Annotated in this window: 23 protein-coding genes; 16 read left to right on the top strand and 7 right to left on the bottom strand. The window is 74.9% G+C overall.

The window, feature by feature from the left end:
* Window positions 1-5: 5 nt before the first annotated feature.
* The gene (locus tag LG274_RS03900; RefSeq protein ID WP_319076305.1) at window positions 6-485 is read right to left on the bottom strand and encodes a tRNA (cytidine(34)-2'-O)-methyltransferase; all 480 of its coding nucleotides are present in this window, start codon (window positions 483-485) and stop codon (window positions 6-8) included.
* Between the two features lie 109 nt (window positions 486-594).
* Window positions 595-1,533 (bottom strand): J domain-containing protein, encoded by a 939-nt coding sequence (locus tag LG274_RS03895; protein WP_404465512.1) that lies wholly within the window; start codon window positions 1,531-1,533, stop codon window positions 595-597.
* An 89-nt stretch (window positions 1,534-1,622) separates the two neighbouring features.
* On the opposite strand from LG274_RS03895, the gene LG274_RS03890 reads away from it, so the two are divergent.
* The 6 genes from LG274_RS03890 to LG274_RS03865 all read left to right on the top strand — a co-directional run bounded on the left by LG274_RS03890 (window position 1,623) and on the right by LG274_RS03865 (window position 7,917).
* Window positions 1,623-2,972, top strand: coding sequence for a TrkH family potassium uptake protein (locus tag LG274_RS03890; RefSeq protein ID WP_248117207.1), 1,350 nt, complete (start codon window positions 1,623-1,625; stop codon window positions 2,970-2,972).
* Entirely contained in the window at window positions 2,965-3,663 is a 699-nt protein-coding gene (locus LG274_RS03885; protein WP_248117205.1) for a TrkA family potassium uptake protein, read from the top strand. The genes LG274_RS03890 and LG274_RS03885 overlap by 8 nt, the downstream gene beginning before the upstream one ends.
* A gap of 76 nt (window positions 3,664-3,739) precedes the next feature.
* Window positions 3,740-4,942 (top strand): cysteine desulfurase family protein, encoded by a 1,203-nt coding sequence (locus tag LG274_RS03880; RefSeq protein WP_404465509.1) that lies wholly within the window; start codon window positions 3,740-3,742, stop codon window positions 4,940-4,942.
* Between the two features lie 312 nt (window positions 4,943-5,254).
* A complete protein-coding gene (mnmA, locus tag LG274_RS03875) occupies window positions 5,255-6,391 on the top strand; it encodes a tRNA 2-thiouridine(34) synthase MnmA (RefSeq protein WP_248117201.1) in 1,137 nt (378 codons plus the stop codon).
* Window positions 6,392-6,401: 10 nt separating this feature from the next.
* A complete protein-coding gene (locus LG274_RS03870) occupies window positions 6,402-6,818 on the top strand; it encodes a chorismate mutase (RefSeq protein WP_248117199.1) in 417 nt (138 codons plus the stop codon).
* On the top strand, window positions 6,811-7,917 hold the full coding sequence (locus LG274_RS03865) for a hypothetical protein (protein ID WP_404465507.1): 1,107 nt from the start codon (window positions 6,811-6,813) through the stop codon (window positions 7,915-7,917). The genes LG274_RS03870 and LG274_RS03865 overlap by 8 nt, the downstream gene beginning before the upstream one ends.
* A gap of 20 nt (window positions 7,918-7,937) precedes the next feature.
* Here LG274_RS03865 and LG274_RS03860 read toward each other — a convergent pair whose 3' ends face one another.
* Window positions 7,938-8,999 carry a CU044_5270 family protein gene (locus LG274_RS03860; protein ID WP_404465505.1) on the bottom strand — a complete coding sequence of 354 codons (1,062 nt, stop codon included), beginning with the start codon at window positions 8,997-8,999 and terminating at the stop codon, window positions 7,938-7,940.
* On the bottom strand, window positions 8,990-9,706 hold the full coding sequence (locus LG274_RS03855) for an RNA polymerase sigma factor (RefSeq protein WP_404465503.1): 717 nt from the start codon (window positions 9,704-9,706) through the stop codon (window positions 8,990-8,992). The genes LG274_RS03860 and LG274_RS03855 overlap by 10 nt, the downstream gene beginning before the upstream one ends.
* Window positions 9,707-9,874: 168 nt before the next feature.
* On the opposite strand from LG274_RS03855, the gene mtrA reads away from it, so the two are divergent.
* From mtrA to secA, 6 genes are all read left to right on the top strand, one after another.
* Entirely contained in the window at window positions 9,875-10,555 is a 681-nt protein-coding gene (mtrA, locus tag LG274_RS03850) for an MtrAB system response regulator MtrA (RefSeq protein ID WP_248117191.1), read from the top strand.
* A 59-nt stretch (window positions 10,556-10,614) separates the two neighbouring features.
* The gene (gene mtrB, locus LG274_RS03845) at window positions 10,615-12,312 is read left to right on the top strand and encodes an MtrAB system histidine kinase MtrB (RefSeq protein WP_404465501.1); all 1,698 of its coding nucleotides are present in this window, start codon (window positions 10,615-10,617) and stop codon (window positions 12,310-12,312) included.
* On the top strand, window positions 12,309-14,093 hold the full coding sequence (locus tag LG274_RS03840; protein ID WP_404465499.1) for an LpqB family beta-propeller domain-containing protein: 1,785 nt from the start codon (window positions 12,309-12,311) through the stop codon (window positions 14,091-14,093). The genes mtrB and LG274_RS03840 overlap by 4 nt, the downstream gene beginning before the upstream one ends.
* A 98-nt stretch (window positions 14,094-14,191) precedes the next feature.
* On the top strand, window positions 14,192-14,983 hold the full coding sequence (locus LG274_RS03835; protein WP_404465497.1) for a ComF family protein: 792 nt from the start codon (window positions 14,192-14,194) through the stop codon (window positions 14,981-14,983).
* 209 nt (window positions 14,984-15,192) lie between these two features.
* Window positions 15,193-15,882 (top strand): ribosome hibernation-promoting factor, HPF/YfiA family, encoded by a 690-nt coding sequence (hpf, locus tag LG274_RS03830; protein WP_298713780.1) that lies wholly within the window; start codon window positions 15,193-15,195, stop codon window positions 15,880-15,882.
* Window positions 15,883-16,082: 200 nt separating this feature from the next.
* Entirely contained in the window at window positions 16,083-18,818 is a 2,736-nt protein-coding gene (gene secA / locus LG274_RS03825) for a preprotein translocase subunit SecA (RefSeq protein ID WP_404465495.1), read from the top strand.
* 15 nt (window positions 18,819-18,833) lie between these two features.
* On the opposite strand, the gene LG274_RS03820 is transcribed toward secA, so the two are convergent.
* Together LG274_RS03820 and LG274_RS03815 are read right to left on the bottom strand one after the other, a co-directional pair.
* On the bottom strand, window positions 18,834-19,352 hold the full coding sequence (locus LG274_RS03820; protein ID WP_248117166.1) for an Rv3235 family protein: 519 nt from the start codon (window positions 19,350-19,352) through the stop codon (window positions 18,834-18,836).
* Window positions 19,353-19,435: 83 nt separating this feature from the next.
* Window positions 19,436-20,209, bottom strand: a complete 774-nt coding sequence (locus tag LG274_RS03815) for a LysM peptidoglycan-binding domain-containing protein (protein ID WP_404465491.1) — start codon at window positions 20,207-20,209, stop codon at window positions 19,436-19,438.
* 187 nt (window positions 20,210-20,396) lie between these two features.
* Between LG274_RS03815 and LG274_RS03810 the strand changes: the two genes are divergently transcribed.
* Window positions 20,397-20,960 carry a hypothetical protein gene (locus LG274_RS03810; protein ID WP_404465489.1) on the top strand — a complete coding sequence of 188 codons (564 nt, stop codon included), beginning with the start codon at window positions 20,397-20,399 and terminating at the stop codon, window positions 20,958-20,960.
* Window positions 20,961-20,981: 21 nt separating this feature from the next.
* Here the strand turns inward: LG274_RS03810 and LG274_RS03805 are convergent, their stop codons facing one another.
* On the bottom strand, window positions 20,982-21,218 hold the full coding sequence (locus LG274_RS03805; protein ID WP_248117160.1) for a helix-turn-helix domain-containing protein: 237 nt from the start codon (window positions 21,216-21,218) through the stop codon (window positions 20,982-20,984).
* Window positions 21,219-21,475: 257 nt separating this feature from the next.
* Here LG274_RS03805 and LG274_RS03800 point away from each other — a divergent pair, with 257 nt between their 5' ends.
* From LG274_RS03800 to LG274_RS03790, 3 genes are read left to right on the top strand one after another with little or no spacing between them, the layout of a single operon-like run.
* Window positions 21,476-22,117, top strand: a complete 642-nt coding sequence (locus LG274_RS03800) for a flagellar biosynthesis protein FlgA (RefSeq protein ID WP_404466002.1) — start codon at window positions 21,476-21,478, stop codon at window positions 22,115-22,117.
* A 2-nt stretch (window positions 22,118-22,119) separates the two neighbouring features.
* A complete protein-coding gene (locus LG274_RS03795; RefSeq protein WP_404465487.1) occupies window positions 22,120-23,745 on the top strand; it encodes a CpaE family protein in 1,626 nt (541 codons plus the stop codon).
* Window positions 23,715-25,223 (top strand): sensor histidine kinase, encoded by a 1,509-nt coding sequence (locus LG274_RS03790; RefSeq protein ID WP_404465485.1) that lies wholly within the window; start codon window positions 23,715-23,717, stop codon window positions 25,221-25,223. The genes LG274_RS03795 and LG274_RS03790 overlap by 31 nt, the downstream gene beginning before the upstream one ends.
* Window positions 25,224-25,227 lie beyond the last annotated feature (4 nt).

The following is a 25,227-nucleotide window of genomic DNA, read 5'->3' as shown; positions in this document are numbered from 1 at the left end:
TGACCTCAGTGTAGGGAATCGCCGTCCGGGGCCGCGGAGCCCGCGAAGCCGTGCTGCCGCCACGCCTCGAACACGGCGACCGAGACGGCGTTGGCCAGGTTCAGGGAGCGCCGGGACGGCTGCATCGGCAGGCGGACCGCGGCGGTGACCCGCGGGTGGGCCAGCACCTCCGCGTCGAGTCCGGTGGACTCGCGCCCGAACATCAGCACGTCCCCCGCCTCGTAGGCCACCTCGTCGTGGCGCACGCCGCCCCGGGCCGTGAACGCGAAGACCCGCGCGGGGCCCAGCGCGGCGAACGCCGCCTCGAGGTCCGGGTGCACGGTCACGACGGCGAGGTCGTGGTAGTCCAGGCCCGCCCTGCGCAGGTGGGCGTCCTCGAAGCCGAAGCCGAGCGGCTCCACGAGGTGGAGCTCCGCACCCGTGATGGCGGCGAGCCGGATCGCGTTGCCCGTGTTGCCGGGGATCTCCGGGGAGTGCAGGAGGATCCGGAACCCGGGCGTGCCGGGAGCGGGGCCCCGCTCCGCTGCGGCATGGGGGTTGAGGGGCGCGGACGCGGGGAGATCGGGCACCCGCCCATGGTAGTGCCGGGCCCGGTCAGTGCAGCCGGGCGACGAGCGCGCCGAGGACCCGGCGGTCCACGAGGTCGCGGTGCTCGCCCGAGCCGAGGAAGAGCAGCAGGTCCCGCAGGAACGTCTTGCCCGCGGCCGGCGGCTCGGTGAGGAGGTCCTCCTGCGCGGCGGGGTCGTCCGCGCCGCGGGCGTGCCGGATCACGGGCGTGTGCATGGCGTCCCGGTCCGTCATGACGAGCACGAAGCCGCCCACGGTGACGTGCGGCAGGGCGTGCTGCCACGCCATCATGGCCGGCCTCAGCAGCGGCGGCGCGACGGGGCGGGTCCCGGCCCGCAGGTCCGTGCCGTCCCACGTGTAGACGCCGTCCGGCACCTGGACCGATCCGATCAGCGCCAGGCGGTGCCCGCAGAGCACCGCGTGGTCCACGTCCAGGGGCCGGCCCCAGCGGCCGGCCAGGCGCAGGCCCGTCAGGATGCGCGCGGCCGGCAGCGCGTCGAGGACGTGGCGCATCAGCAGGTCCAGGGTCCGGGCCTGACGCAGCACGCGGTGCTCGTCCGGCAGGAGGCCCCGGGGCCGGGGCGCGCCGTGCACGCGCTGGCTCGATCGGGCCAGGTCCAGCACGGCCAGGTCCGCGGACGCCTCGCCCGGCGGCGGGTCGTAGCGGACGGGCGTCGCGCCGGGCCGTTCGGCCGCGCGCGCGGACGGTGCTCCCGCCCCCGGCCCGGCGGCGCCCCGCGCGGGGTCCGTCGGGAGGGACAGGTCATACCGCCGGCGGGCCTCGGGGTCCCCCAGGGTCTCCCATGCCCTCGTGAGCGCGCGGAAGGCCGCGGGGTCCCCGCCGACGTCGGGATGGGTCTGCCGGGCCGCGCGGCGGTAGGCGCGGCGGACCGCCTCCTCCGTGGCGGCCCGGGGCACGCCCAGGACCTCATACGCGGTGCGGTGGTCCCCGTCGTCGTGCGCCATCGCACCATTGTGTCGCACGCCTCGCGCCGGGAATCGCGGGAGTGCTCCGCGTGGCGCCCCACGCGGGTGTAGATTCCCGGCTCGTGCCCATGCCCTCAGCGCCACGCATGCCCGGCCGTCCGCGGCTGCGTCCCGTGCAGGCGGTCGTCCTGTCCTTCCTCGTCGTGATCGCGCTCGGCACCGCCGCCCTGCGGCTGCCCGCGTCCTATGCCGGCCGCGCGCCCACGCTCCTCGAGGCGGCCTTCACCGCCACGAGCGCCACCACGGTGACGGGCCTCGGCGTGGTGGACACCGAGACGTTCTGGACGGGGTTCGGCCAGGTCGTCATCCTCTGCCTGATCAAGCTCGGAGGCCTCGGCGTGATGACGTTCGCCTCCCTGATGGGCCTGCTGGTGATGCGTCGCCTCGGGCTGACCCAGCGGCTGGACGCGGCCGCCTCCTCGCGCACCTCCGGGATCGGGGACCTGCCCGGCGTGCTGCGCCTTCTCGTGACGGTCTCCGCGGCGGTGGAGCTGAGCGTGGCGGCGTGCCTGACCCTGCGGTTCTGGCTCGGCCACGGCCTGCCGCTGCCCACCGCGGCGTGGCACGGGCTCTTCCACGCCGTCTCCGCGTTCAACAACGCCGGCTTCGCCCTGCACTCGGCGAACCTCATGGACTTCGTGGCCGATCCGTTCGTGTGCCTGCCGATCGCCGCCGCGATCATCGCCGGCGGCCTGGGCCTGCCCGTGTACGTCACGTTCGTCCGGCACTTCCGCAGGCCAAGCCGCTGGCCGCTCACGGCGCGCATCGTGGTGGTCGGCACCGTGGCGCTGCTGGCCGCGGGCACCGCGATGTACCTCGTGATGGAGTGGAACAACCCGCGCACGCTGGGTGCCCTGGACCCGGCCTCCCGCGTCCTCGCCGCGTTCTTCCAGTCGGTCACCACCCGCACCGCCGGCTTCAACTCCCTCGACTACGGGCAGATGCACCCCGTCACCCTCATGGCCACGGACCTGCTGATGTTCATCGGCGCCGGCCCGGCCGGCACGGCGAGCGGCGTGAAGATCACGACGGCCGTGGTGCTGGGCGCCGTCGTCGTCACCGAGCTGCGCGGCGACGCGGCCGTGAACGTGATGGGCCGCCGCCTGTCCCGCTCGACGCATCGCGAGGCGATCACGGTCATCATGCTCTCGGCCGCCGCGGTGATCACGGGGACGGTGCTGCTCATGGGCATGACGTCCTTCACCACCGACCAAGTGCTCTTCGAATGCGTCTCCGCGTTCGCCACCGTGGGGCTGTCCACCGGCATCACCGCCCAGCTTCCGCCGCTGGCGCAGCTGGTGCTCATGGTGCTCATGTTCGTGGGGCGCATCGGCCCGGCCACCGTGGCCGGCGCCCTGGCCCTCAAGACCCGCACGCGCCACTACGAACTCCCGAAAGAGAGGCCCCTGATTGGCTGATCCGCTCCGCTCCCTGTTCTCGGCCAAGCCGTCCACCGGCGCCCTGGGCTCCACCGTGGTGGTGCTCGGCCTCGGCCGCTTCGGTGCCTCCGTCGCCCTCGAGCTCATGGCCTCCGGCCGTGACGTGCTGGGCGTCGACCACGACCCGGCCGTCGTCCAGTCCCTCCATGGCCGGCTCACCTACGTGGTGCGCGCCGACACCGCAGACGAGGAGGCCATGCGCGAGCTGTCCGTGCACGAGGCCGACCACGTGGTGGTGGCGATCGGCGGAGACCTCGCGGGGTCCGTGCTGACGACCTCGCTGATGCTGCGCTTCGGCGTCACGCATCTGTGGGCCAAGGCCAACGACCCCCGGCACGGCGCGATCCTCCAGCAGCTGGGCGTGGCCCACGTGGTCCACCCCGAGCGGGACATGGGCCGCCGCGTGGCCCACCTCGTGCTCAACGCCCTCGACGACTTCGTGGAGGTCGAGCCCGGCTTCGCGATCGTGCGCACGTCCGCGCCTCAGCGCCACCTCGGGCAGGACCTGCGCTCGGCCGGGTTGGCGGGGGAGACCGGGGTGCGCGTCGTCGCCCTGCGCAGCGGCGACGGATGGGCGTACCCGCCCGGCCATCACGTGCTCGTGCCCGAGGACACGCTGCTCGTGGCCGGCCCCACGCGCGCCGTGGAGGCCTTCGCGGCGCTGCGCTGAGGGGCGGCGGCGTCCGTGCCCGCGCTCCGTAGACTCGCCCCGTGCCCGAGACCCGCCCCGTGACCCCGTCCGCCCCGTGACCACGCCCCGACGCGTCTACCTGGACCACGCCGCGACGACCCCGGCGCGGCCCGCGGCGCTCGCGGCGTTCGCCAGCGCGGCCGGGGAGGTGGGCAACCCCGCCTCGCTGCACGCCACGGGCCGCCGCGCCAAGCTGGGGCTCGAGGAGTCCCGCGAGCGCATCGCGGCCGCCGTCGGGGCGCACCCGTCCGAGGTGGTGCTGACCTCCGGGGGCACGGAGGCGGACAACCTCGCCGTCCAGGGGCTCTTCCGCGCGCGCCGCGCGGCGGACCGGGGCCGCACGCGGATCGTGCACACCGGGATCGAGCACCACGCCGTCCTGGACACGGTCGACTGGCTCGTGGCCCATGAGGGCGCCGAGTCGGTGCTCGTCCCGGTGGACGACGACGGCGCCGTCGACCTCGGCGCGTGGGCGGCGGCCCTCGCGGAGGCGCCGCACCGCACGGCACTGGCGACGCTGATGTGGGCGAACAACGAGATCGGCACGGTGCAGCCCGTGGCGGAGGCGGCACGGATCGCGGCGCAGCACGGGGTGCCTATGCACACCGACGCGGTGCAGGCCGTGGGCGCGGTGCCCGTGGACTTCGCAGGGTCCGGGCCGGCGACGCTCGCCCTGTCGGGGCACAAGCTCGGCGCGCCCGTCGGCGTGGGGGCGCTGATCGTGCGGCGGGACGTGTCGCTCGAGCCGGTGGCGCACGGCGGAGGGCAGGAACGGCGCCTGCGCTCCGGGACGGTGTCGGCGGCGCTGGCGGCGGCGCTGGCGGCCGCCGTCGAGGAGGCGGTGGCCGAGCAGTCGGGCGAGGCCGAGCGCCTCGGTGCGCTGCGGGACGAGGTGATCGCCGCCGTCGACGCGGTGGGGGGCGTGACGCTCACCGGGCCGCGCGATGTGGACCCGGCCACGGGGGAGCGGCTGCCCGCCGGGACACGGCGGCTGCCGGGGAACGTGCATGTCACCGTGCCGGGGAAGAGCGCGGATGCGCTGCTGTTCGGCTTCGACATGGCCGGGCTGGACACGTCCTCCGGCTCGGCGTGCACGGCCGGCGTCGCCGAGCCGTCCCACGTGGTGCTCGCGCTGCCGGGGCGGACCGAGGCGGATGCGCGGGCGACGCAGCGGTTCACGCTGGGGCACACGAGCACGGCGGAGGACGTGGCGGCGCTCGTGGGGGCGCTGGGGCGGCTGCGTCCTTCCGGACGGTGAGCAGTCGATGAAGCCCCTCGTCCTGGGGGCGCTGAGGTGATCGTCTGCCCTGGGGTCGCGTGAGCGCGCGGCAGATGGAGGGGACATGCCGACGGGGACGGCGTCGAGTGCAGAGGCGTGCCTGTCGTCACCGAGCGGCCGGGACGCTCTTCTGGTGGGGGTTGGGCCTCTCTGCGGTGCTGGCGGCTGCGCTCCTGATCCCCCCCCCGCGCCTTCGCGGCAGGAGGACCCATCGGGCGGCGGCGACCATGCACGGTCTTGGGGCCGGCTCGGTAGACTGTCCAGCCCTGCTCCCCGTCGAAAGGCATCCCCATGAAGGTCCTCGCCGCCATGTCCGGGGGAGTGGACTCGGCCGTGGCCGCCGCGCGGGCGGTGGACGCCGGTCACGACGTCGTCGGGGTGCACCTGGCGCTGTCTCGCATGCCGGGCCTGCTGCGGACCGGCTCGCGGGGCTGCTGCACCATCGAGGACGCGCAGGACGCGTGGCGTGCGTGCGAGCGGCTCGGCATCCCCTTCTACACGTGGGACTTCTCCGAGCGGTTCCAGGAGGACGTGGTGGACGACTTCGTGGCCGAGTACGCCGCGGGCCGCACGCCCAACCCGTGCCTGCGCTGCAACGAGAAGATCAAGTTCGCGGCCCTGCTCGAGCGTGCCCTCGAGCTCGGCTTCGACGCCGTCTGCACGGGCCACTACGCCGCCGTGCGCCCCGGCGCGGACGGGGCGCTCGAGCTCCACCGCGCCGCCGACGACGCGAAGGACCAGTCGTATGTCCTCGGCGTGCTGACCGCGGACCAGGTGGCCCACTGCCTCTTCCCGCTGGCGGACACCCCGTCCAAGGCGCTCGTGCGCGCCGAGGCGGCCGAGCGCGGCCTCACGGTCGCCCAGAAGCCGGACTCCCACGACATCTGCTTCATCCCTGACGGGGACACGCGCGGCTGGCTCGCCGAGCGCATCGAGCTCGAGCCCGGCCCCATCGTCGGCCCCGACGGCGAGCGCCTCGGCACCCACGCCGGCGCCCAGGCCTACACCGTGGGCCAGCGCAAGGGGCTGGCCATCGGCCGCCCGGCCGCCGACGGCCGGCCCCGCTTCGTCCTGGAGGTGCGCCCGAAGGACAACACGGTGGTGGTCGGCGGCCGCGACCTGCTGGACGTGGACCGCATCACCGGCATCCGCCCGACGTGGGCGGGGTCGCCGCTGCCGGAGGCCGCCGCCGGGCACTGGTTCGACTGCGAGCTGCAGTTCCGCGCCCACGGCGAGATCGTCCCGGCCCGCGCCCGCCAGGCCGCCGGCGACGACGGCGCCCCCCGTTGGGAGATCGAGCCCGCCGCGGCACTGCGCGGGGTCGCCCCCGGACAGTCCGCCGTGCTCTACCGGGGCACGCGCGTGCTCGGCCAGGCCACCATCGACGCCGCGCGCAACGCCCGCCTCGCCGCTCCCGCGGGTGCGTAGTCTTCCCGTCATGAGCGCCGACTACGACCCGCATGCCAGCTCCCTCGACGCGTCCACCGACCCGGCCGTCCTCGACGAGCTCTTCGCGATCCGCGGAAGCATCGACAACATCGACGCCTCGCTCGTCTACCTCCTCGCCGAGCGCTTCAAGTTCACGCAGCGCGTCGGCCGGCTGAAGGCCGAGCATGACCTCCCTCCCTCGGATCCGGGACGAGAGGCCGCGCAGATCGAGCGCCTCCAGCGACTCGCCCACGACGCCGAGCTCGAGCCCGCGTTCGCCCAGAAGTTCCTGAACTTCGTCATCGCCGAGGTCATCCGCCACCACCGCGCCATCGCGGCGGGCGAGGACGTCGGCCCCCGCACCGGAACGGTCCCCGTGGTCCGGCAGGACGCCGCCCGTGATGCTGACGGAGGGGCCCGTGCCTGAGCCGGTCGCCACTGAGCCACCGTCGGCGACGTCGGTGCGCGCCCTCGGCGGGTCCCCGTGGTCCGGGACCGATGCCGCGGAGGCCCACCGCGCGACCCACGGGGAGCTCGAGGGCCAGCACTGGCCCGTGCTCCCCGAGCTGCCGGACCGCGGCCCCGGCGCGGACGACGTCGGACGCTCGGCCGCCCTCCTGCACGAGCTCCCCGTGGACCTGCAGCCCCACGGCTGGCGGGTGAGCCCGCCCGGTGTCGTCGGCTCCGGCATGGACCGGCGGCGGGCGGCGTCCTTCTGGCGCGAGGACGCCCACCGCTGGGCAGACACGGCCGGCGCCGAGGGGGTCTCCACCGAGCGCCTCGCGGTGCGCGTGCGCGGGCCGCTGAGTCTGCTCGGGGCGCTGTGGCTGCCCGGCGGTGAACGCGTGCTCATCGACGCCGGTGCACGCCGCGACGTCGCCGAGTCCTACCGGGAAGGGCTCATCGAGGCGCTCGGGCGCCTGCGGGAGACCACCGGGGCGCGCCGTCTCGGCGTCGTGCTGGACGAGCCGTGGGCCGCCGCGGTGCTCGCCGGAGCCCTGCCCACCGCGAGCGGATACCGCACCGTGCGCTCGATGCCCCGAGACGAGGCGCGGCACGTGTGGCGCGAGCTGTTCACCGGGCTCAGGGCGCGCGGGGGGATCGAGGATGCGTGGCTCGCTCCGGGCCGGGCGGGCGTGGGGTCCGAGGACGGCGCGCCGGACCATGCCGCGCTGGCTGCGCTCGCGGCCGAGGCGCTCCCGGACGCGCCGCCCCCGTCGGAGACGGGGACGACGCGGCAGCCGGTGTCCCTCATGCTCCCCGTGGGCGCGCTCGAGGGGCCGGGCTCCACGCCTGAGGAGTGGGGCGTCGTCGCGGGCTGGGCCGACGCCGGCCGCCGCGTCACCCTGCGCACCGCCGAGCGGCCCGCGACGATCGTCCGGACGTGGGACCGGATGGGCATGGACCCCGCCCTGCTGCGCCGCGTGACGCTGACGGTCGGCGGGCGGCACGACGCAGCCGTGCTGCGCCGGCTGCGCACCGACGCCGAGGAGCTCAACGCGCGGGTCGGCGAGCTCCTCGGCTGAGACGTCGGGTGTCCCGGGGTTCAGGGGAGGTGGGTGATGTCCTCCCCGTTCGGCCCCATGTGGTCGTCGATGTGCACCTGGGCCCTCGGGGCCTCGTCGACGATCGAGAGCCGGGTGGTCGACTCCGAGACGACCTCCGTCGTCCCGAACTCCCCGACGCCGAATCCGACGAGATCGCGCTCGCCGATCACCTGCCCCGTGGTCGGGTCCAGCACCATCTGCTCGATGGCCCCCATCCGCAGGACTTCGGCGCGGCTCACGCCGACGCCCGTGCGCCCATCGGACAGCGTGACCGCCTCCTCCACCCGGACCCCGGGTGCCTGGGCCAGGGCCGCGACGAGGCCTCGACGCAGGTCGGCGGGGAGGCCGGGCTCGCGCAGCGTGTCGGTCAGCTGCACGAACAGGTTCGCGTCCCTCGAGGCGGAGCCGCCGTGATACCGGTCCCGGAAGAACCGGATCAGCTGGTCGGGATCCCGGGGCACCTCCTCGAGGCTGTCGACCTCGAGCCTCTGCGGCAGGCTGCCCGGCCCCATCGCGTCCGCCCGGTAGGAGGTCGAGGGCTCCTGGGAGAGCACGCTGCCGTCCGCCGCGAGCGTCGGATCGGGCACGTCGACGGCGTCGCGGCCCGGGTCGGCCGGGAGGTAGCGGGCCCGGCCGTAAGAGAGCGCATCCTGCACTCCGCCCGGCCCCGACATCGCCTTCTGGGTGTGGCGGTAGTCCACTCGGATGTACTGGCCCGGCCCGGGGACCAGGTCGTCGGTGAACCGGATCCCCGCGGCCGTGTCGGTGAGGACCTGGCTCGCCTCCGCCTCCGCGACGGCACCCGGCACCACGCCGAGGCCCGTGACGACGACGGCGCCGACGGCGGCCGCGGCGAGCCACCGCTGAGCGCGGGGACGGCGCGAGGAGTCGGTCTCCGAGGCCGGGAGGACCGCCTCGGACGAGGCGTCCTCCAGGATGCGCTCCCGCAGCGCCGCGACCCGATCGGGGGAGGGGGAGCGGTCTGCGCGGCCGAGCAGTGCGGAGTCGAGGGCGGGGCCGAGCGCGTCGGCAGGGGGCTGGTGACGGGTGCTCACGGACATGAGGCGGTCCTCTCGGTGAGGGTGGGCGACGCGGGGCGGGTGACGATGCGAGGCGTGTCGGAACGGCGGGGAGGGACGGGGCCGGCGGCCGGCACCGAGGGGAGGGCGGTGACGGGGGCGTCCGGTGCGGTGTCCTCGAGGGCCCGGCGCAGGCTGCGCCGGGCCCGGTTCAGCCGTGACTTCACGGTGCCGACGGGACAGCCGAGCACCTCGGCCGCAGCGGCCATCGGGTGGTCCTCCAGCACGCAGAGGGTCAGGACGTCCTGGGCGATCGGGTCGAGCCGCGCGAACGCCCGCCGGACGGTGTCGGCGCGCCGCTCGGCGTCGACGAGCTCGGCGACGTCGTCCGCGTGGTCGGGGGCCGACGTCGCGCTGCGGCGGCGAAGGCGCTCCATGGCACGGCTGCTGCGCACGGCGGAGCGGGCACGATTGCGCTGGACGTTGTTGGCGGCGGCGAGGAGCCAGGGGAGGACGGATCCGTCCACGACGCTCACGTCCTCCCGGCGGCGCCATGCCTCCAGGAATACGGCGGCCACGAGGTCGTCGGCGTCGTGCGGCGTGACCGTCCAGCGCCGGGCGTGACGGTGCACTCGCGCCTGATGGCGATCGAAGGCGGCGGCGAAGGCGTCGGCGTCGTCGCCCCGCACGAGGGCCCAGAGGGCGACGTCGCCGAGGTCCGTCAGCGGCGGAGTCGAGGAGGTGTCCATGCCCCATCATGTCCGCGGGCGGCGCAGGGTTCCCACCGGGGTCGGCCGTCGTCACGAATCGGTGACGTTCCGGGCGGCGGTGACGGCCGAGGGCGCCCGGCGTCCGCCCGGGGCGCTACGATCCGAAGTGTCGGGGACGCCCGGACGTGAAGCGGACGAGGAGGAACGATGAGCAGGGCCAAGATCCTGGTGGTGGACGACGACGAGGCGCTCGCGGAGATGATCGGCATCGTCCTGACCAACGACGGCTTCGAGCCCGCGTTCGCCGCCGACGGCACGTCCGCTCTGCCGACGTTCCGCGCCGAGCGCCCGGACCTCGTGCTGCTGGACCTCATGCTGCCCGGCATCGACGGGATCGAGGTCTGCAAGCTGATCCGCGCCGAGTCGGACGTGCCGATCGTGATGCTCACGGCCAAGTCCGACACCGCGGACGTGGTCCGCGGGCTGGAGTCCGGCGCGGACGACTACGTGCCCAAGCCCTTCAAGCCGGCCGAGCTCGTGGCCCGGGTGCGCGCGCGCCTGCGCGAGGGCGAGACCCGCCCCGCGGAGCTGCTGCGCATCGGGGACGTGGAGATCGACGTGGCCGGCCACCAGGTCACCCGCGGCGGCACCGCCCTCTCGCTCACGCCCCTTGAGTTCGACCTCCTCGTGGCGCTGGCCCGCAAGCCGCGTCAGGCCTTCACGCGCGAGATGCTGCTCGAGGAGGTCTGGGGCTACCGTCATCAGGCGGACACCCGCCTCGTCAACGTCCACGTCCAGCGCCTGCGCTCGAAGGTGGAGCGTGACCCCGAGAACCCGTCCGTGGTGCTGACCGTCCGCGGCGTGGGGTACAAGGCGGGCCAGTCCTGACGCGCGCGTGGACGGCACTGCGCCACCGCTGGGCCCAGTCCCTCCGGCTGCGCAGCGCTGTGCTCGCCGCCCTGCTGACACTCGTGGCCGGCCTGGCCCTCTCCGGGTTCCTCACGCAGCAGATCACCCAGGCCCTCTTCCAGTCCCGGTACCAGCAGGTGGAGGCCGAGGCCCGGCGCGGTCTGAGCCGGGTGCACGAGACCTTCGCGGGCTCCACCGCCTCGGACGACCAGAGCACGGACGCGCTCGTGAGCCAGACGCTGCGTGCGCTCGAGGGGGACACGGGCACCACGATCCGTCGTCGCTTCCACCTGACGCCGCTGCCCGAGTCCGAGTCCGCCTATGTCGGCACCATCTCCTCCGCGCAGTTCGATCCGTCCGTGATCCCGGAGGACCTGCAACGGGCCGTGGCCCAGGGCCCCGGGGTGTACGACGCGAGCATCTCCCTGCCCGACGCCGCCGGCGTCCCGCGGCCCGCGCTCGCCTTCGGCACCCAGGTGGTGCTGCCCCCGGGGGCCGGCTACGCGCTGTACCTCGTCTACGACCTCTCCGACGTCCAGGAGTCCCTCGACTCCGTGCTGCGGGTCCTGCTCGTGTTCGGCGCGGGCTTCATCGTCCTCAACGTGGTGCTGTCCACGTGGGCGGCGGGCCGTCTCGTCCGCCCGGTCCAGGAGGCCGCCAGCGCCGCCGAGGCGATCTCCGGCGGGAACCTGGCCGTGCGGATGCCCGTGCGCGGCGAGGACGAGCTGGCGCGTCTGGGGACCTCGTTCAACCGGATGGCGGACAGCATCCAGGATCAGATCACCCAGCTGGCCCAGCTCTCCCAGATGCAGCAGCGGTTCGTCTCCGACGTCTCTCACGAGCTGCGCACCCCGCTCACCACGGTGCGGATGGCCGCCGACGTGCTCTACGGCTCCCGCGAGGACTTCGACCCCGTGAACCGACGCTCCACCGAGCTGCTGCACCACCAGGTGGACCGCTTCCAGGCCATGCTCGCGGACCTGCTGGAGATCACCCGCTTCGACGCCGGCGCGGCCTCGCTCGCGCTCGAGCGCACCGATCTGCTGGAGCTGGCGCGTGACGTGGTGCTCACCGCCCAGCCCCTCGCCGAGCAGGCGGAGGTGCCCGTCTACCTCGTGCCGCTCGGCCGGGCGGAGGGGCAGACCTTCGAGGCCCAGGTGGACCCTCGACGCATCGAGCGGATCCTGCGCAACCTCGTCAACAACGCGATCGAGCACGCGGACGGCGCGCCCGTCGACGTCGTGGTGGGCGCCGACGTCAAGGTGGTCACGGTGGCGGTCGTGGACCACGGCGTCGGGATGAGCCCCGAGCAGGTCCAGCGCGTGTTCGACCGCTTCTGGCGGGCCGACCCGTCGCGCAAGCGCACGACGGGCGGCTCCGGTCTGGGCCTCTCCATCGCGACGGAGGACACCCGGCTGCACGGCGGCCGCCTCGAGGCGTGGGGCGAGCTGGGCGTGGGATCATGCTTCATGCTCTCCCTGCCCCGCCGGCGGTCCGCCACCCCGGCCGGGATGGAGGCGCCCGAGCCGCTCGTGCGCGCCGCGATGAGCACCCCGCCCCAGTACTCCGAGTCCGGCCGGCGGCGCGCCGACGACCTGGACCGCCCGCTGCCCGAGACGCGCTGGAACGCCGTGATCGCCGCGGCGGCCGCGGACGGCCGGAGTCCGGGGGGCGACCCCTCAGGGGCCGGATCCCACCCGATCCCCGCCCCGCCCCTGTCCGAGGAGGAATCGTGAGCGATCCACATCGAGCCGAGCCGCGCCGCCGAGCCCCGCTCCGCCCGCCCACCTCCCGCGGGCGGCGCACGGCCGCCCTGTCCGCGACCCTCGCGGCCTGCCTGGTGCTGGCGGGCTGCACGCAGATCCCCCAGTCCTCCCCGGTGCGCACCGGAGAGCCCCTCGCGGACAACCGTGCCTCCGCCGACACCCCGCAGTTCCGTCCGCCCGGCCCCGCCGACGGGGCGGACGCCGAGGAGGTGATCCGCGGGTTCATCCTGGCGGGCACGAGCCCGCAGGACGACTACGAGATCGCCCGCGAGTACCTCACCGGTCCCGCCACGCAGCAGTGGAACCCGGCCCAGCGCACGGTCGTCTACTCGGCGCAGCCCACCATCACGCGGGTGGCCGAGGACTCCTACCAGATCCAGGTGGAGGTGGACTCCGAGGTGGACGAGTACGGGCTGCGCACCATGGCCCCGCCCGGCAGCACTCGCGCCTGGGAGATCACCCTCGACGAGACCGAGCAGGGCCCGCGGATCTCGGCGGTCGACGACGGCACACTGCTCTCCCTCTCCCAGTTCACCCAGGTCTACGCTCCGCACGACCTGGTGTTCTTCGACCAGACCATGACCTACGCCGTCGCGGACGTGCGGTGGTTCGTCAATCGCGGGACCACGGTGACGGCCGCGACGCGCGCGCTGCTCCACGGCCCCGCGCCCTACCTCACGGGGGCCACGGTGTCCGCGTTCCCCGTGCGCTCCGGGACCGACCTGACCCACCCCGCGGTCCCCGTGGACGAAGCCGGCGTGGCCCGCGTGGACCTCGTGGACGCCGCCGTCGAGGGCGCCGACGCGGAGGCGCGCTACCGCATGGAGGAGCAGCTGCGGCTCACGCTCACGGGCCTGGCCTCCGTGAACCGGGTGGAGGTCTCGGTGGAGGGCGCCCCCCTGGCCTCGAGCGGCGGCGACGCCACCCCCGTCCCGGTCCAGGTCGACCCGCCCGCCGAGTCGGTGCAGGTGGGCGTCGCCCCCTCCACCGGCGGACTCGCGTTCTTCCAGGGTCTGAGCGTGACGCCCGTGGGCGGGGTCCCGAACGTCGCCGACCTGCACCCCGCGGTCCCCGCGATGAGCCGTGACCGCACCCGGTTCGCGTTCCTCACTCAGGACCGGACCTCCCTCTACCTCGCCACCGCGGAGGGCAGGCTGGAGCAGGCCGTGAGGGGCACCGGCCTGACCCCGCCGAGCATCGACGCGCTCGGCTGGGCCTGGACGGTCGACGCCGGCGGGTCCGCGCGGATCCAGGCGAGCCCCCTCGAGCCCGGAGGAGACGGCTCCGGGCGCGTGGTCACCGCCCCGTGGCTGGAGGACGGCGAGCGCATCGTCGCCCTGCGGATCTCCCGCGGCGGCGCCCGGGCCGCGCTCGTGGTGGACGACGGCGAGCGGCGCACCGTGCGGGTGGCCGGCGTCGTGCGAGGCTCCGACGGCGTGCCCGCCTCCCTGACCGAGCCGCTGCTGCTGCCGAGCCAGGAGGATCCGGACCTGGTGGAGTGGGTGGGGGACACCAGCCTGATCGCCAGCGCGACAGCCAGGGACGAGGACGACCGGGTGACCCCGGAGATCATCGACCTCGCCGGCACGACGCGTCAGCTCAACCCGCTCTCCGGGCTCACCGGCGTCTCGGCCGGGGACCGCGGCACACTGTACGCCGAGACGCAGGACACCGTGTTCATGCTGGTCGGGTCCTCGTGGCGGGCACAGGAGCTCAGCCGGCCCGTGCGCGATCTGGCCTTCCCCGGCTGAGCCGCGAGGCCCCTGCACAGGAGTCACCGGGGGCGCCCTCGTCCCCAGCGGGGGCACGCGCGGGGGCGGGCCGTCCACGGCGGTGCTTGCCTGGTCCCATGCGGGGGAGTGAGAGCCGGCACGGGGGCGGTGCCGGAGGAGTCGGCGCGATCGTCGAGGGGCTGGTGGACCTGGTCCTGCCCGCGGAGTGCGTCGTGTGCGGGGAGCCGGCCACCCGGCTGTGCCCGGTGTGCCGCCGTGACCTGGAGGCGGCGCTCGCACGGCCGCGGCGCGTGGAGGAGGGGGCGCTGGCGCTCCCGCTCGGCCCCGGCGGCGCACCCCTGCCCGTGATGGCCGCCGGGGTGTACGAGCCGCCGTTGTCCACCGCGCTCCTGGCCTTCAAGGACCACCACGCCCTGCACCTGCGTGCGCCGCTGGGGGAGGCCCTCGCCCTGGCCGCGGCGGCCCTGCGGTGCGACCCCGGCGTGCCGGACGCCGCTGCCGCCCTCCTCCTCCCCGTGCCGGGCAGCGCGGCCGGATTCCGCCGGCGCGGCTACGACCCGGTGGCGGAGCTCGCCCGTGGTCTCCCGCCGGAGTGGGTGCGCTCCGACCTCGTCATGGCGCCCCGGGGCGCGGTCGCGGCCATGCCGAGCTGGGCGGGCGGTGCGCCGCAGCATGCGGGATCCGGCGCCACGCAGCGCCGCCGCCGTTCCCGCCGCTGGCGGCCGATGCCCGGTCGCGTGCCCGCGGGGACGCCGGTGCTCCTGGTGGACGACGTGGTCACCACCGGAGCCACCCTCAGGGCGCTCGCCGCGGCCGCGTGGGAGGCCGGCGCCCGGCCCGTGGGGGCGGTGGTGGTGGCCGGGGTGGAGCCGGGGCGGCGGGGGACCACGACGAGACCTGGACCGTGAGGCGCGTCACGAAACCACTGGAATGCGGGAGCCCCGCGGCGTAGGGTGGCGGGCACGGAACCGGTTCCCCGGTTCCCGTCCCGCCGGCGGCTGGAAGGAGGTCTCCCCTCTGACCGGTCGCCGACCTGCAGGGTCGGGAGGCGGTCCGAGAGGTCGTCCACCCCTTCTGCGCGGCGGGGCGTCTGTGACCGTCGGACCAGGAGGACGCCATGACCATGGATGTCAGCTACATCGCCCACGACCTCAAGCTCACGGACGGGTTCCGCGAGCATGTGGCGGAGCGAGCGGCACGGCTGGAGCCGCTGGCCGGCGACGCCACCCAGCTCGAGGTGAAGGTCACCAAATGCTCGCACCACCGACACTCCGAGGAGTCCGTGACCGTGGAGCTCACCGTGCGCGGGCCGCGGGACGTGATCCGGGCCGAGTCCTCGGCGGACGACAAGCTGGCCGCCTTTGACCTGGCCTGCGGGCGACTCGCCGAGCGCCTGCGCCGCCTGCGTGACCGTCGCAAGGACCGCCGGACGGGCCGCGGCGCGGCGTCCTCCCGCGGTGCCGGGGAGGTGGCCTTCGTCCCGCCGCTGCCCGCGACCGGAGCGGACCTTCCGACCGCCGGCGAGGACGCCGCCGACGACGGCGAGCCCCAGCCCGGCACGCCCGTGCGGATCCGCGAGAAGGCGTTCCCCGCCACCCCGATGGGCGTGGACGAGGCGGTGGACGCCATGGAGCTGGTGGGCCACGACTTCTACCTCTTCCAGAACGCGGAGACCGGCGTCCCCTCCGTGGTCTACCGCCGCCGCGGGTGGAGCTACGGCGTCATCCGCCTCGACGAGTCCCTGCCGGCCGACCACGTGGCCGGCCAGAGGGTCCAGGAGCGGGAGTACCAGGCCTCCGCCGACTGAGCACGGGCACCCCGGCGGCAGGCACGTCGTCGCCGGGGTGCTCCGCGGACTGCCCCGTGCGCCGCGGCACCCGCGCCACCGAGCGGGCGCCGCGGCGCGTCCGGGCTCGGACCGTAGACTGTCGCAGAAGACCGCGCATCGGCCGGCCGAGGGTGCGCTCCCCGCGTGCTCGGCCACACCGCTAGGGAGCAGAGGAACCAGTGCCTTCGATCATCGACCGCGTCCTGAAGATCTCCGACAACCGTGTGCTCTCGCGCATGAGGGGGACGGTGGACGCCGTGAACCTGCTCGAGGAGGACTTCCGAGCGCTCAGCGATGCCGAGCTCCGCGCCGAGACGGACGCGCTCAAGGCGCGGCACGCGGACGGCGAGTCCCTGGACCTGCTGCTGCCGGAGGCGTTCGCCGCCGTCCGGGAGGCCTCGGGACGCACCCTCGGCCAGCGGCACTACGACGTGCAGCTCCTCGGCGGCGTCGCCCTGCACCGCGGCAACATCGCGGAGATGAAGACCGGCGAGGGCAAGACCCTCGTGGCCACCGCGCCGGCCTTCCTGAACGCCCTGACCGGCAAGGGCGTCCACGTCATCACCGTGAACGACTTCCTGGCGTCCTACCAGGCGGACCTCATGGGCCGCGTGTTCCGCTTCCTCGGCATGGAGACCGGCGTGATCCTCTCCGGCCAGGACCCGGCCACGCGCCGCGCGCAGTACAACGCGGACATCACGTACGGCACGAACAACGAGTTCGGGTTCGACTACCTGCGGGACAACATGGCCTGGTCCCTCGACGAGCTGGTCCAGCGCGGCCACCACTACGCGATCGTGGACGAGGTGGACTCGATCCTCATCGACGAGGCCCGCACGCCGCTGATCATCTCCGGGCCCGCCCAGGGCGAGGCCAACCGGTGGTACGCGGAGTTCGCCCGCGTGGTGCGGCGCCTCGAGGAGGGCACCCACTACGAGGTGGACCACAAGAAGAAGACGGTGGGCATCCTCGAGCCGGGCATCGAGGCCGTGGAAGACCACCTCGGCATCGTGAACCTCTACGAGTCCCAGAACACCACCCTCATCCAGTTCCTGAACAACGCCGTGAAGGCCAAGGAGCTGTTCAAGCGGGACAAGGACTATGTGGTGCTGGACGGCGAGGTCCAGATCGTGGACGAGCACACCGGCCGCGTGCTCGCGGGCCGGCGCTACAACGAGGGCGTCCACCAGGCGATCGAGGCCAAGGAGGGCGTGGAGGTCAAGCCAGAGAACCAGACGCTGGCCACCGTGACGCTGCAGAACTACTTCCGCGGCTACGACAAGCTCTCCGGCATGACCGGCACCGCGGAGACCGAGGCCGCCGAGTTCACGTCCACCTACGGCCTGGGCGTCGTGGTGATCCCCCCGAACAGGCCGAAGCAGCGCGTTGACCGCAACGATCTCGTGTACAAGAACGAGAAGGTCAAGTTCGACGCCGTCGTCAAGGACATCGTCGACCGCCACGCCGCCCGGCAGCCCGTGCTCGTGGGCACCACGTCCGTGGAGAAGTCCGAGTACCTCTCCACGCTCCTGGCCAAGGAGGGCATCCGCCATGAGGTGCTCAACGCGAAGAACCACGCGCGCGAGGCCGCGATCGTCGCGCAGGCCGGCCGCCCGGGCGCGGTCACCGTGGCCACCAACATGGCCGGCCGCGGCACCGACATCATGCTCGGCGGCAACGCCGAGTTCGCGGCCGTGGCCCGCATGCAGGAGCTCGGCCTCGACGCCACTGAGCATCCGGAGGAGTACGAGGCCCGCTGGCCCGCCGTGCTCGAGGAGGCGACGGCGGCCGTCCGGGAGGACCACGACGCCGTGATCGAGGCCGGGGGCCTCTACGTGCTCGGGACCGAGCGCCACGACTCCCGCCGCATCGACAACCAGCTGCGCGGGCGCTCCGGCCGCCAGGGCGACCCGGGCGAGTCCCGCTTCTACCTGTCCCTGACGGACGAGCTGATGCGCAACTTCAACCCGGGCGCGGCGCAGCGGATCATGAACAGCTCCTCCATCCCGGACGACATGGCCCTCGAGTTCAAGATGGTCTCCGCGGCCATCCAGAACGCGCAGACCCAGGTGGAGGGCCGCAACGCGGAGCAGCGCAAGAACGTCCTCAAGTACGACGACGTGATGAACCGCCAGCGCGAGGCCATCTACGCGGACCGCCGCTCCATCCTCGAGGGTGAGGACCTCGCGGCGCGGGTGCGCCAGTTCGTGGAGGACGCCGTCGGCGGCATCGTGGACGCCGCCACCCAGCACGGCCACCCCACGGAGTGGGACCTGGACGCCCTGTGGGCGGACCTCGCCCAGCTCTACCCGGTGGGCATCAGTCCGGAGGACGTGCTCACCGAGACCGGCGGACGGGGCCGCCTCAAGGCCACGACCCTGCGCCGCGAGCTGGTCTCCGACGCCCTGCTGGCCTACGAGGATCGCGAGGCGCAGGTGGGCTCCGAGGCGCTGCGCGAGGCCGAGCGGCGCGTCGTGCTCTCCGTGATCGGGCGCAAGTGGCAGGAGCACCTCTACGAGATGGACTACCTCAAGGAGGGCATCGGCCTGCGCGCGATGGCCCAGCGAGAGCCGCTGGTGGAGTACCAGCGCGAGGGCTACACCCTGTTCCAGGCGATGCTCGCCGCGATCCGCGAGGAGTCCGTCCGCACCCTCTTCCAGGCGCAGATCTCCGCCGCCCCGGCCCCGACGAGCCTGCCGGGGATCAAGGACGCCCGCGCGGCCACCATGACGCCGCAGATCAGCGTGGAGGGCGTGGACGCCCCGCGGCAGCCCGCGCAGCTGCGCCTGAGTGGCCCCTCGGAGGACGGCACGGCCACGGCCACCCAGGTGACCACGGAGTCCGGGGCCACTGTGGAGGCCGGCACGAACCGCCGGTCCCGCCGCGCCGCCCAGCGACGCGAACGCCGCGACTGACGAGGCGGGCCGGCGTCAGCCCATCTCGACCGTGGTCACCTTCCACCGGCTGAGACGGCGCTCGAGACGAAGGGCGAAGGCCCGGGCGCGCCCGTCGGTGAACACCGTGGCGCTGGCCTCGATCCGGCCGGGGGCGACCTCGCACACCCGTGCGCCCACCGGTCGGGGCGGCGGCGTGCCGGTGCCGCGCGTCGCCGGTGACGAGGCGAGCAGCTCCAGCCGCCGTGCGACCTTGTCGTAGACCTCCGGGGAGAGCCAGCCGGCGAGGTCGCGCAGCGGACGCCGACCCGCCTCCACCTCGACGCACGCGACGGCGACGACTGCGACGAGCGACCTGGCGCGACGCAGCTCCTCGCGTCCCTGCTCCGCGGCGGCCCGCCGCACCAGCTCCTCCGTGCCAGGCAGTGCGGAGGGCCGGCGGGCAGGGCCGTGCAGCAGGCTCTCCTGGCCAGGGCGGCCCTGCCCTCGGACGGGTGGTGCGGACGACGGGCGGGACATGGCGACGGGCGGGTGGGCGGCGGCGAGAGCGGTCATGGGATCCTCCGGGAGGCTGAGGGCAGGGGGACGGCGGGCGGAATGGTCGAGGCGGGTGCCGGGGTCGGAGTGGACCGCGCGTGTCATCTGCGGGCTCCGCCGGCCTCGGGGACATGGGGGGAGAAGACCGGGGCCACCAGCACGGTGCCCGGCAGGATCAGGTGGGGGTCCTCGCCGATGACCGCCCGATTGGCCCGGTACCACTCGCGCCAGCGCAGGTCGACCTCGCGCAGCGTCGCGTCCGGGCCGAGCTCCTCCTCGGCGATGTCCCACAGGCAGTCCCCGGACCGCACGGTCACCGTGGGCCGATCCTGCGTCGGCCGGTCCGCGGAGCCGGGCGGGGCAGGGGTGGGGGAGCGCGGCATCCAGCCAGCGTCGGGCAGCGGTCCGGGGACCGTGCCGATTCGAGGTGTGGGGCTCGGAGCGGCTGTCCACGACGCATCGGCGAGCGCCGCCGCCGTGGCGGGGGCCGGCGCGGGTGCGGCCCAGGCGGCGGGGGCACCGATGAGGTGGAGCCCCAGGACGGCGCAGGCCGCCCGCCGCATCACGGCGGGGGCCATGCGGGAGCCGATCCGGGTGAGCCCGCGGTGGCCCGCGTGCTCACCGAACGCCATGAGGGCGATGCCGAGCGCGCCGAGACACCACCACAGGAGGAGGAAGGCACCGGCGCCCCCGGCCGCGAGGCCGAGGGCGTGCGTCAGCTGAGGGCCGGGGCCGCGCGGAGCGGCCGCCGTCAACGTGGCGGCCGAGAGGAGCAGGACGGGCCCCGAGAGGGTCAGCAGGACGGTCCCCGCCACGTCGGTGCGCGTCGCGGACCCCGCTGTGTGGGCGGCGTGATGGTCAAGGATGTGCGGCATGGTCCCCTCCAGGCCTGGTGCGGTGCCGGCCCCGTGGCCGGTGTCGCTTGACGATCCACAGTCAAACCTGGTCCCGTTCGATTGTCAATGGTGTCCTTTGATGTCGTTTGCTGTCATTCGGTGACGCGGCGACGTCGGACGGACGGCGCACCTCATCCCGCCGCTGCCGCACCCCTAGGCTGGCGGCATGCGGTGGGACGGACTGTTCGAGGACATCGAGGCGCGCTGGGCAGACCTCGGGTGGCAGGGCACGGTGGCCGAGGCCGCCGAGCTCACGCGCGCGGAGTGGGCCGGGATCACGCTGGCGGACCGGCTCCGCGGCGCCCGCGGCGCGGAGCTCCGCGTGCACCTCGTGGGGGGACAGGCCCTCCACGTCCGGGTGCGGACCGTGGGGCGGACGTGGTTCGGCGTCGACCTGACCGGAGGCGGCTCCGCCGTCGTGCGGACGGCCGCGGTGGCGGCCGTCGAGGGGTCGCTGGGCGCCGCGGTCCCCGAGCCTGCCGGCGTGGCCGGTGAGATCGGGCTGGCGGCGGTGCTGCGCGGCGTGGCGCGTTCGCGTGCCGCCGTCACGGTGGTCGGCCTGCGGGGCGATGTGATCGTGGAGGGGACGGTGGACCGGGTCGGCGCGGACCACCTGGACATCGCCCGCCACGCCCGCGACGAGGCGCGCCGCCGCGGAGCGGTGCGGGGCGTGCTCGTGGTGCCGTTCTCCGCGGTCGGGCTCGTGCGGGGCGCGGAGGGGCTGGAGTGAGGACGGGACCGACGGGCCGGCTCAGCGCACGTCCGCGTCCATGTCCGTCCCGGACTCCGCCCACTCCCGCACGCGGGCCTGCGTGCGCTCCATCTGGCGCTGGATGAACTCGTCCAGCCAGGACTGCTCGATCCGCCACTGGCCGCGGCCTCCGACCTGGATGGCCTGGAGCTCTCCGCTGCGCACGAGCGCGCGAGCCTGCCCGGCCGAGACGTTGAGGACCTCGGCCACGTCCGTCAGGGTCAGAAAGCGCTGCACGATGCTCCTCCACGGGTCGTCGCCCCGGAGCTCCGAGGCGGGCGGACGCGGTCGGGGTCGCGACCGCGTCGTCGTCCCCCATTGAATCGTGACCGGGACGGCTCCGGACACTTTTCCACACCCAGGCGCCAGGCATGGGATCCCGCGCCGTCGGTGGATACCCTGGTGCCAGCGCGGAGCGGGGGAGGCACCGACGGGGTGCTCAGGCCCGCGCGGCCCCTCGCCGGGCCCGTCCTGAAGGGGGACCCACCGTGTCCATGCACGTCAACGCGCCGGCCGAGGGCACGCGGCTGCGTCGTCCGCGGTGGCGGGATCCGCGTCTGATCGTCGGGCTCGTGCTGGTGCTCGCCTCGGTCGCGGGGGTCGTCGCCCTGGTCTCCGCATCCCAGCGCACCCAGTCGTACTGGGCGGCCACGCGGGACATCGTCCCCGGAGCCCCCGTCGAGGCGGAGCAGTTCGCGCCCGCGGAGGCCAACCTCGGCGACGCCGGGCACCTCTACCTGCGCGCGGACGGGCCGCCGCCCGCGGGCCGCGTGGCGTCGGGGACCGTGCGGGCGGGCGAGCTGGTGCCGCTGCGCCTGCTCGGAGAGGTCGACCCCCAGCGTCGCCGGCCCGTCGGGGTGGAGCTCGACGAGCCGCTGCCGGACGGCGTCGGGGTCGGTGACCGGGTGGACGTGTGGGTCGCCGCGCCGGTGGAGGGCGGCCGCGGTCACGCGGACCCGCAGCGGCTCGCGGAGGGGATCGAGATCATCGAGCTCGCCGAGGACCAGGGCGCCCTGGGGGGAGGACCCGCCGCACGCGTGCAGCTCATGGTGGACGAGGACGTGCTGCCTCGCCTGCTCGACGCGAAGGTCACGGACGCCCGCATCACGGTGGTCCCCGCCCTCGGGGCGGCCTGACCGTGCGGATCTCCCTGGCCGTCACCGTGGCGCCCGGCACGGACCTCATCGGGGTCCTCGAACGCAGTCAGAGGGAGGTCACGGTCCTGCGTCGCGCCGCCGACCTCGCCGAGCTGATCGCGGCCGCACGCTCCGGCATGGTGGACGCCGTGCTGGTGGCCGGTGGATCGGACGAGCTGACCCGCGCGTTCCTGGACGAGCTCGAGGCGGCCCCGCGGCCCGTGGGCATCGTGGCCCTGAGCGACATCCGCTCCGAGCGGGTCCGCCTCCGCGAGCTCGGCGTGCCGTGCCTGCGCGCCGACGCCGCGCCCCTCGAGCTGGCCCGCGCGATCCAGGACGCGGCGCGCGCCGCCGCACTGGGGGTGCAGCCCACGGCCGGCCTGGCCGAGGAGGAGCCGGATGGAGTGGAGGCCCTCGTGGACTCCGTGGACGCCGTCCCCGGCACCGTGGAGGTCGACACCGGATCCCTCCCGGTGGGCGTCGATCCCACGGCGCGCTGGGATCTCGCAGGGCAGCCCGTGCCGGACTCCGCGTTCTCCGAGGTGTGGGGCGGCCCCGCGCCGGACACCGGCGAGGGTGCCGCCACGACGGACGGCGGTGCGGCCCCCACGGTGCTGACCGAGGACGTGGGGGACGATGCGCCGAAGGCGGCGACGGACGACGGCGGCCCGGGCGACGGTGCCTCGGGACGGGGGCCGAGTCGGGTCGTCGTGGTCTGGGGACCCACGGGCGCCCCGGGCCGCACCACCGTCGCGGTGAACGTGGCGGCCGAGCTGGCGCTCACGGGGCTGGCCACCCTCCTGGTGGACCTGGACACCTACGGACCGGCCGTCGGCGCACATCTGGGCCTGGCCGACGAGACGGCGGGCGTGTCCCGGGCAGCACGACGGGCGGACCGTGAGCGCATCACGGCCGCCGATCTCGTGGAGGCCGCCGTGCGCGTCCGTGTGGCCGGGGCGGAGATGGACGTGCTCACGGGCCTGTCCCGGCCGGACCGCTGGCCGGAGGTGCGAGGCTCGGCCGTCGAGCGCATCCTGGGCGCGGCACGCGAGCACTGGGACCGCGTGGTCGTGGACGTGGGCTTCAGCCTCGAGGAGGACGAGGAGCTCTCCTTCGACGTCCCCGCCCCACAGCGCAACGCCGCCACGCTCGCCGCGCTCGGCGCCGCGGACCGGGTGCTGGCGGTGGGGACGGCGGACGCCGTGGGCCTCCCGCGCCTCATCCGAGGGGTCGAGGCCCTCGGCCGCACGGTGACCGCCGAGGGCGTCGGCGTGGTGGTGAACCGCACGCGGGCCGGGGCGTCCGGGGTGTCGCCGCGGGCCCAGGTGAGCTCGGTCTGGGCGCGCTACGGACCTCCCGTGCCCGTGGCCGCGTTCCTTCCGTGGGACCCGGGCGCCGCGGACCGTGCACTGCTGGGCGGGCAGGTGCTCGCTGAGGCGGCCCCGTCCAGCCCCCTGCGCCGGTCCGTCGCGTCCCTCGCGCGCAGGGAGGGGGCCGTGCCGCCGGGGGACGGGCGCCGTCGGCGGCGGGCGACGCGGTCGGGCACGGAGGAGGAGGCTGCCGCAGGGCGGCGGGGGAGCGGCCGTAGGCTGGTCCCATGGTCAGCACTCTCGCGTCGGACCCCCTGAACTCGCACCCCGACCTGGGGGAGCAGGAGCGCTCCTGGCTGCAGATGCTCGTGGGGGACTGGCAGCTCGTGGCCGACCTCGGCCTCGCCGACCTCGTCCTCTGGTACCCCGTGCCGCACACCGAGCCGGCCGGCGGCTACGTGGCCGTGGCCCAGGTGCGTCCCTTCACGGCCCCCACGCTGTTCCAGCGCGACATCGTCGGCTCTCGGGTCCGCGCCGACCTGCGTGCCCTCGTGGACCGGGTGTGGCGGGCCGACGCCCCGGGCGAGGGCGTGGAGCCCGTGGTCGCCCCTGGCGGCACCCTCCAGGTGCGGCTGTGGCCCGTGGTCCGCGAGGGACGGGTGATCGGCGTGGTGAGCGCCCACGCGGACCCGAACAGCCGGCCCGCCCGCTCGGCGATCGAGGAGAACTACGGCGCAGCCGCGGACCAGCTGCTCGACATGATGCAGCATGGCCGCTGGCCCGACCCGGAGGATCCGCCGGCCTTCTGGATCGGGGGAACCCCGCGCGTCGGCGACGGGCTCGTGGTGCTGGGCGCGGACTCGCGGGCGCGCTTCACGAGCCCGAACGCGGTCTCGGCCCTGCGACGCCTCGGCGTGACCGCACCGCTGCTCGGGCGTGCGCTCACGGACATCCTGCTGAGCACCGCCGCGGCACGGCGTCCCGTGGAGGAGGGCGCGTGGTCCATCCTCGGCGGCCGGCGGGCCGGGCGCACCGAGGTGCAGGCCGGCGGCGCCACCCTGACGGTGCGCAGTGTCCCCCTGCGTGGCGGTGACGGCTGGACGGGCGCGCTCCTCATGCTCCGCGACGTCACTGAGCTCCGCCGTCAGGAGCAGCGTCTCGTGAGCAAGGACGCCACGATCCGCGAGATCCACCACCGCGTGAAGAACAACCTGCAGACCGTGGGCTCGCTGCTGCGGATCCAGGCCAGGCGGATGGACTCCACTGAGGCCGGGCGTGCACTGCGTCAGGCGATGCAACGCGTGGACACCATCGCGCTCGTGCATCAGACGCTCAGCGAGGAGATCGACGGCCACATCCCCGTGGACGGCCTCCTGCAGCGGCAGTTCCGGCTCGCGGTGGAGGTGGCGGGCGACGGCCGGCCGCTCGCCACGGAGGTGACGGGGGAGTTCGGCGAGCTCCCGACGCACGTGGCCACGCCGCTGGCCCTGGTGCTCAACGAGCTGGCCACGAACGCGGTGGAGCATGGGACCGGGCCGGGCGGGGGGCACGTCGCGCTGCGCGCGCGTCAGGAGGACACGCCCTCGGGCCGTGTCCTGGTGGTCACGGTGGAGGACGGCGGAACAGGCGCTCCCCTCGAGGGGGAGGCGGGCGACTTCCAGCCGGCGCCGACGTCGTCGGGGCTCGGGCTGCGGATCGTGCAGACGCTGGTGGAGGGGGACCTGCGGGGCGCCATCCGCTGGGAGCGGCTCCCCGACGGCGGCACGCGCGTCAGCGTGCGGGTGCCAGCGTCCTGACGCC

Origin of the sequence: Micrococcus antarcticus (assembly GCF_044872765.1) — a bacterium.
Taxonomy (GTDB): Bacteria; Actinomycetota; Actinomycetes; order Actinomycetales; family Micrococcaceae; genus Micrococcus.
The sequence above is the reverse complement of the archived record's forward strand: the minus strand, read 5'-3'. Positions and strand labels throughout refer to the sequence as shown.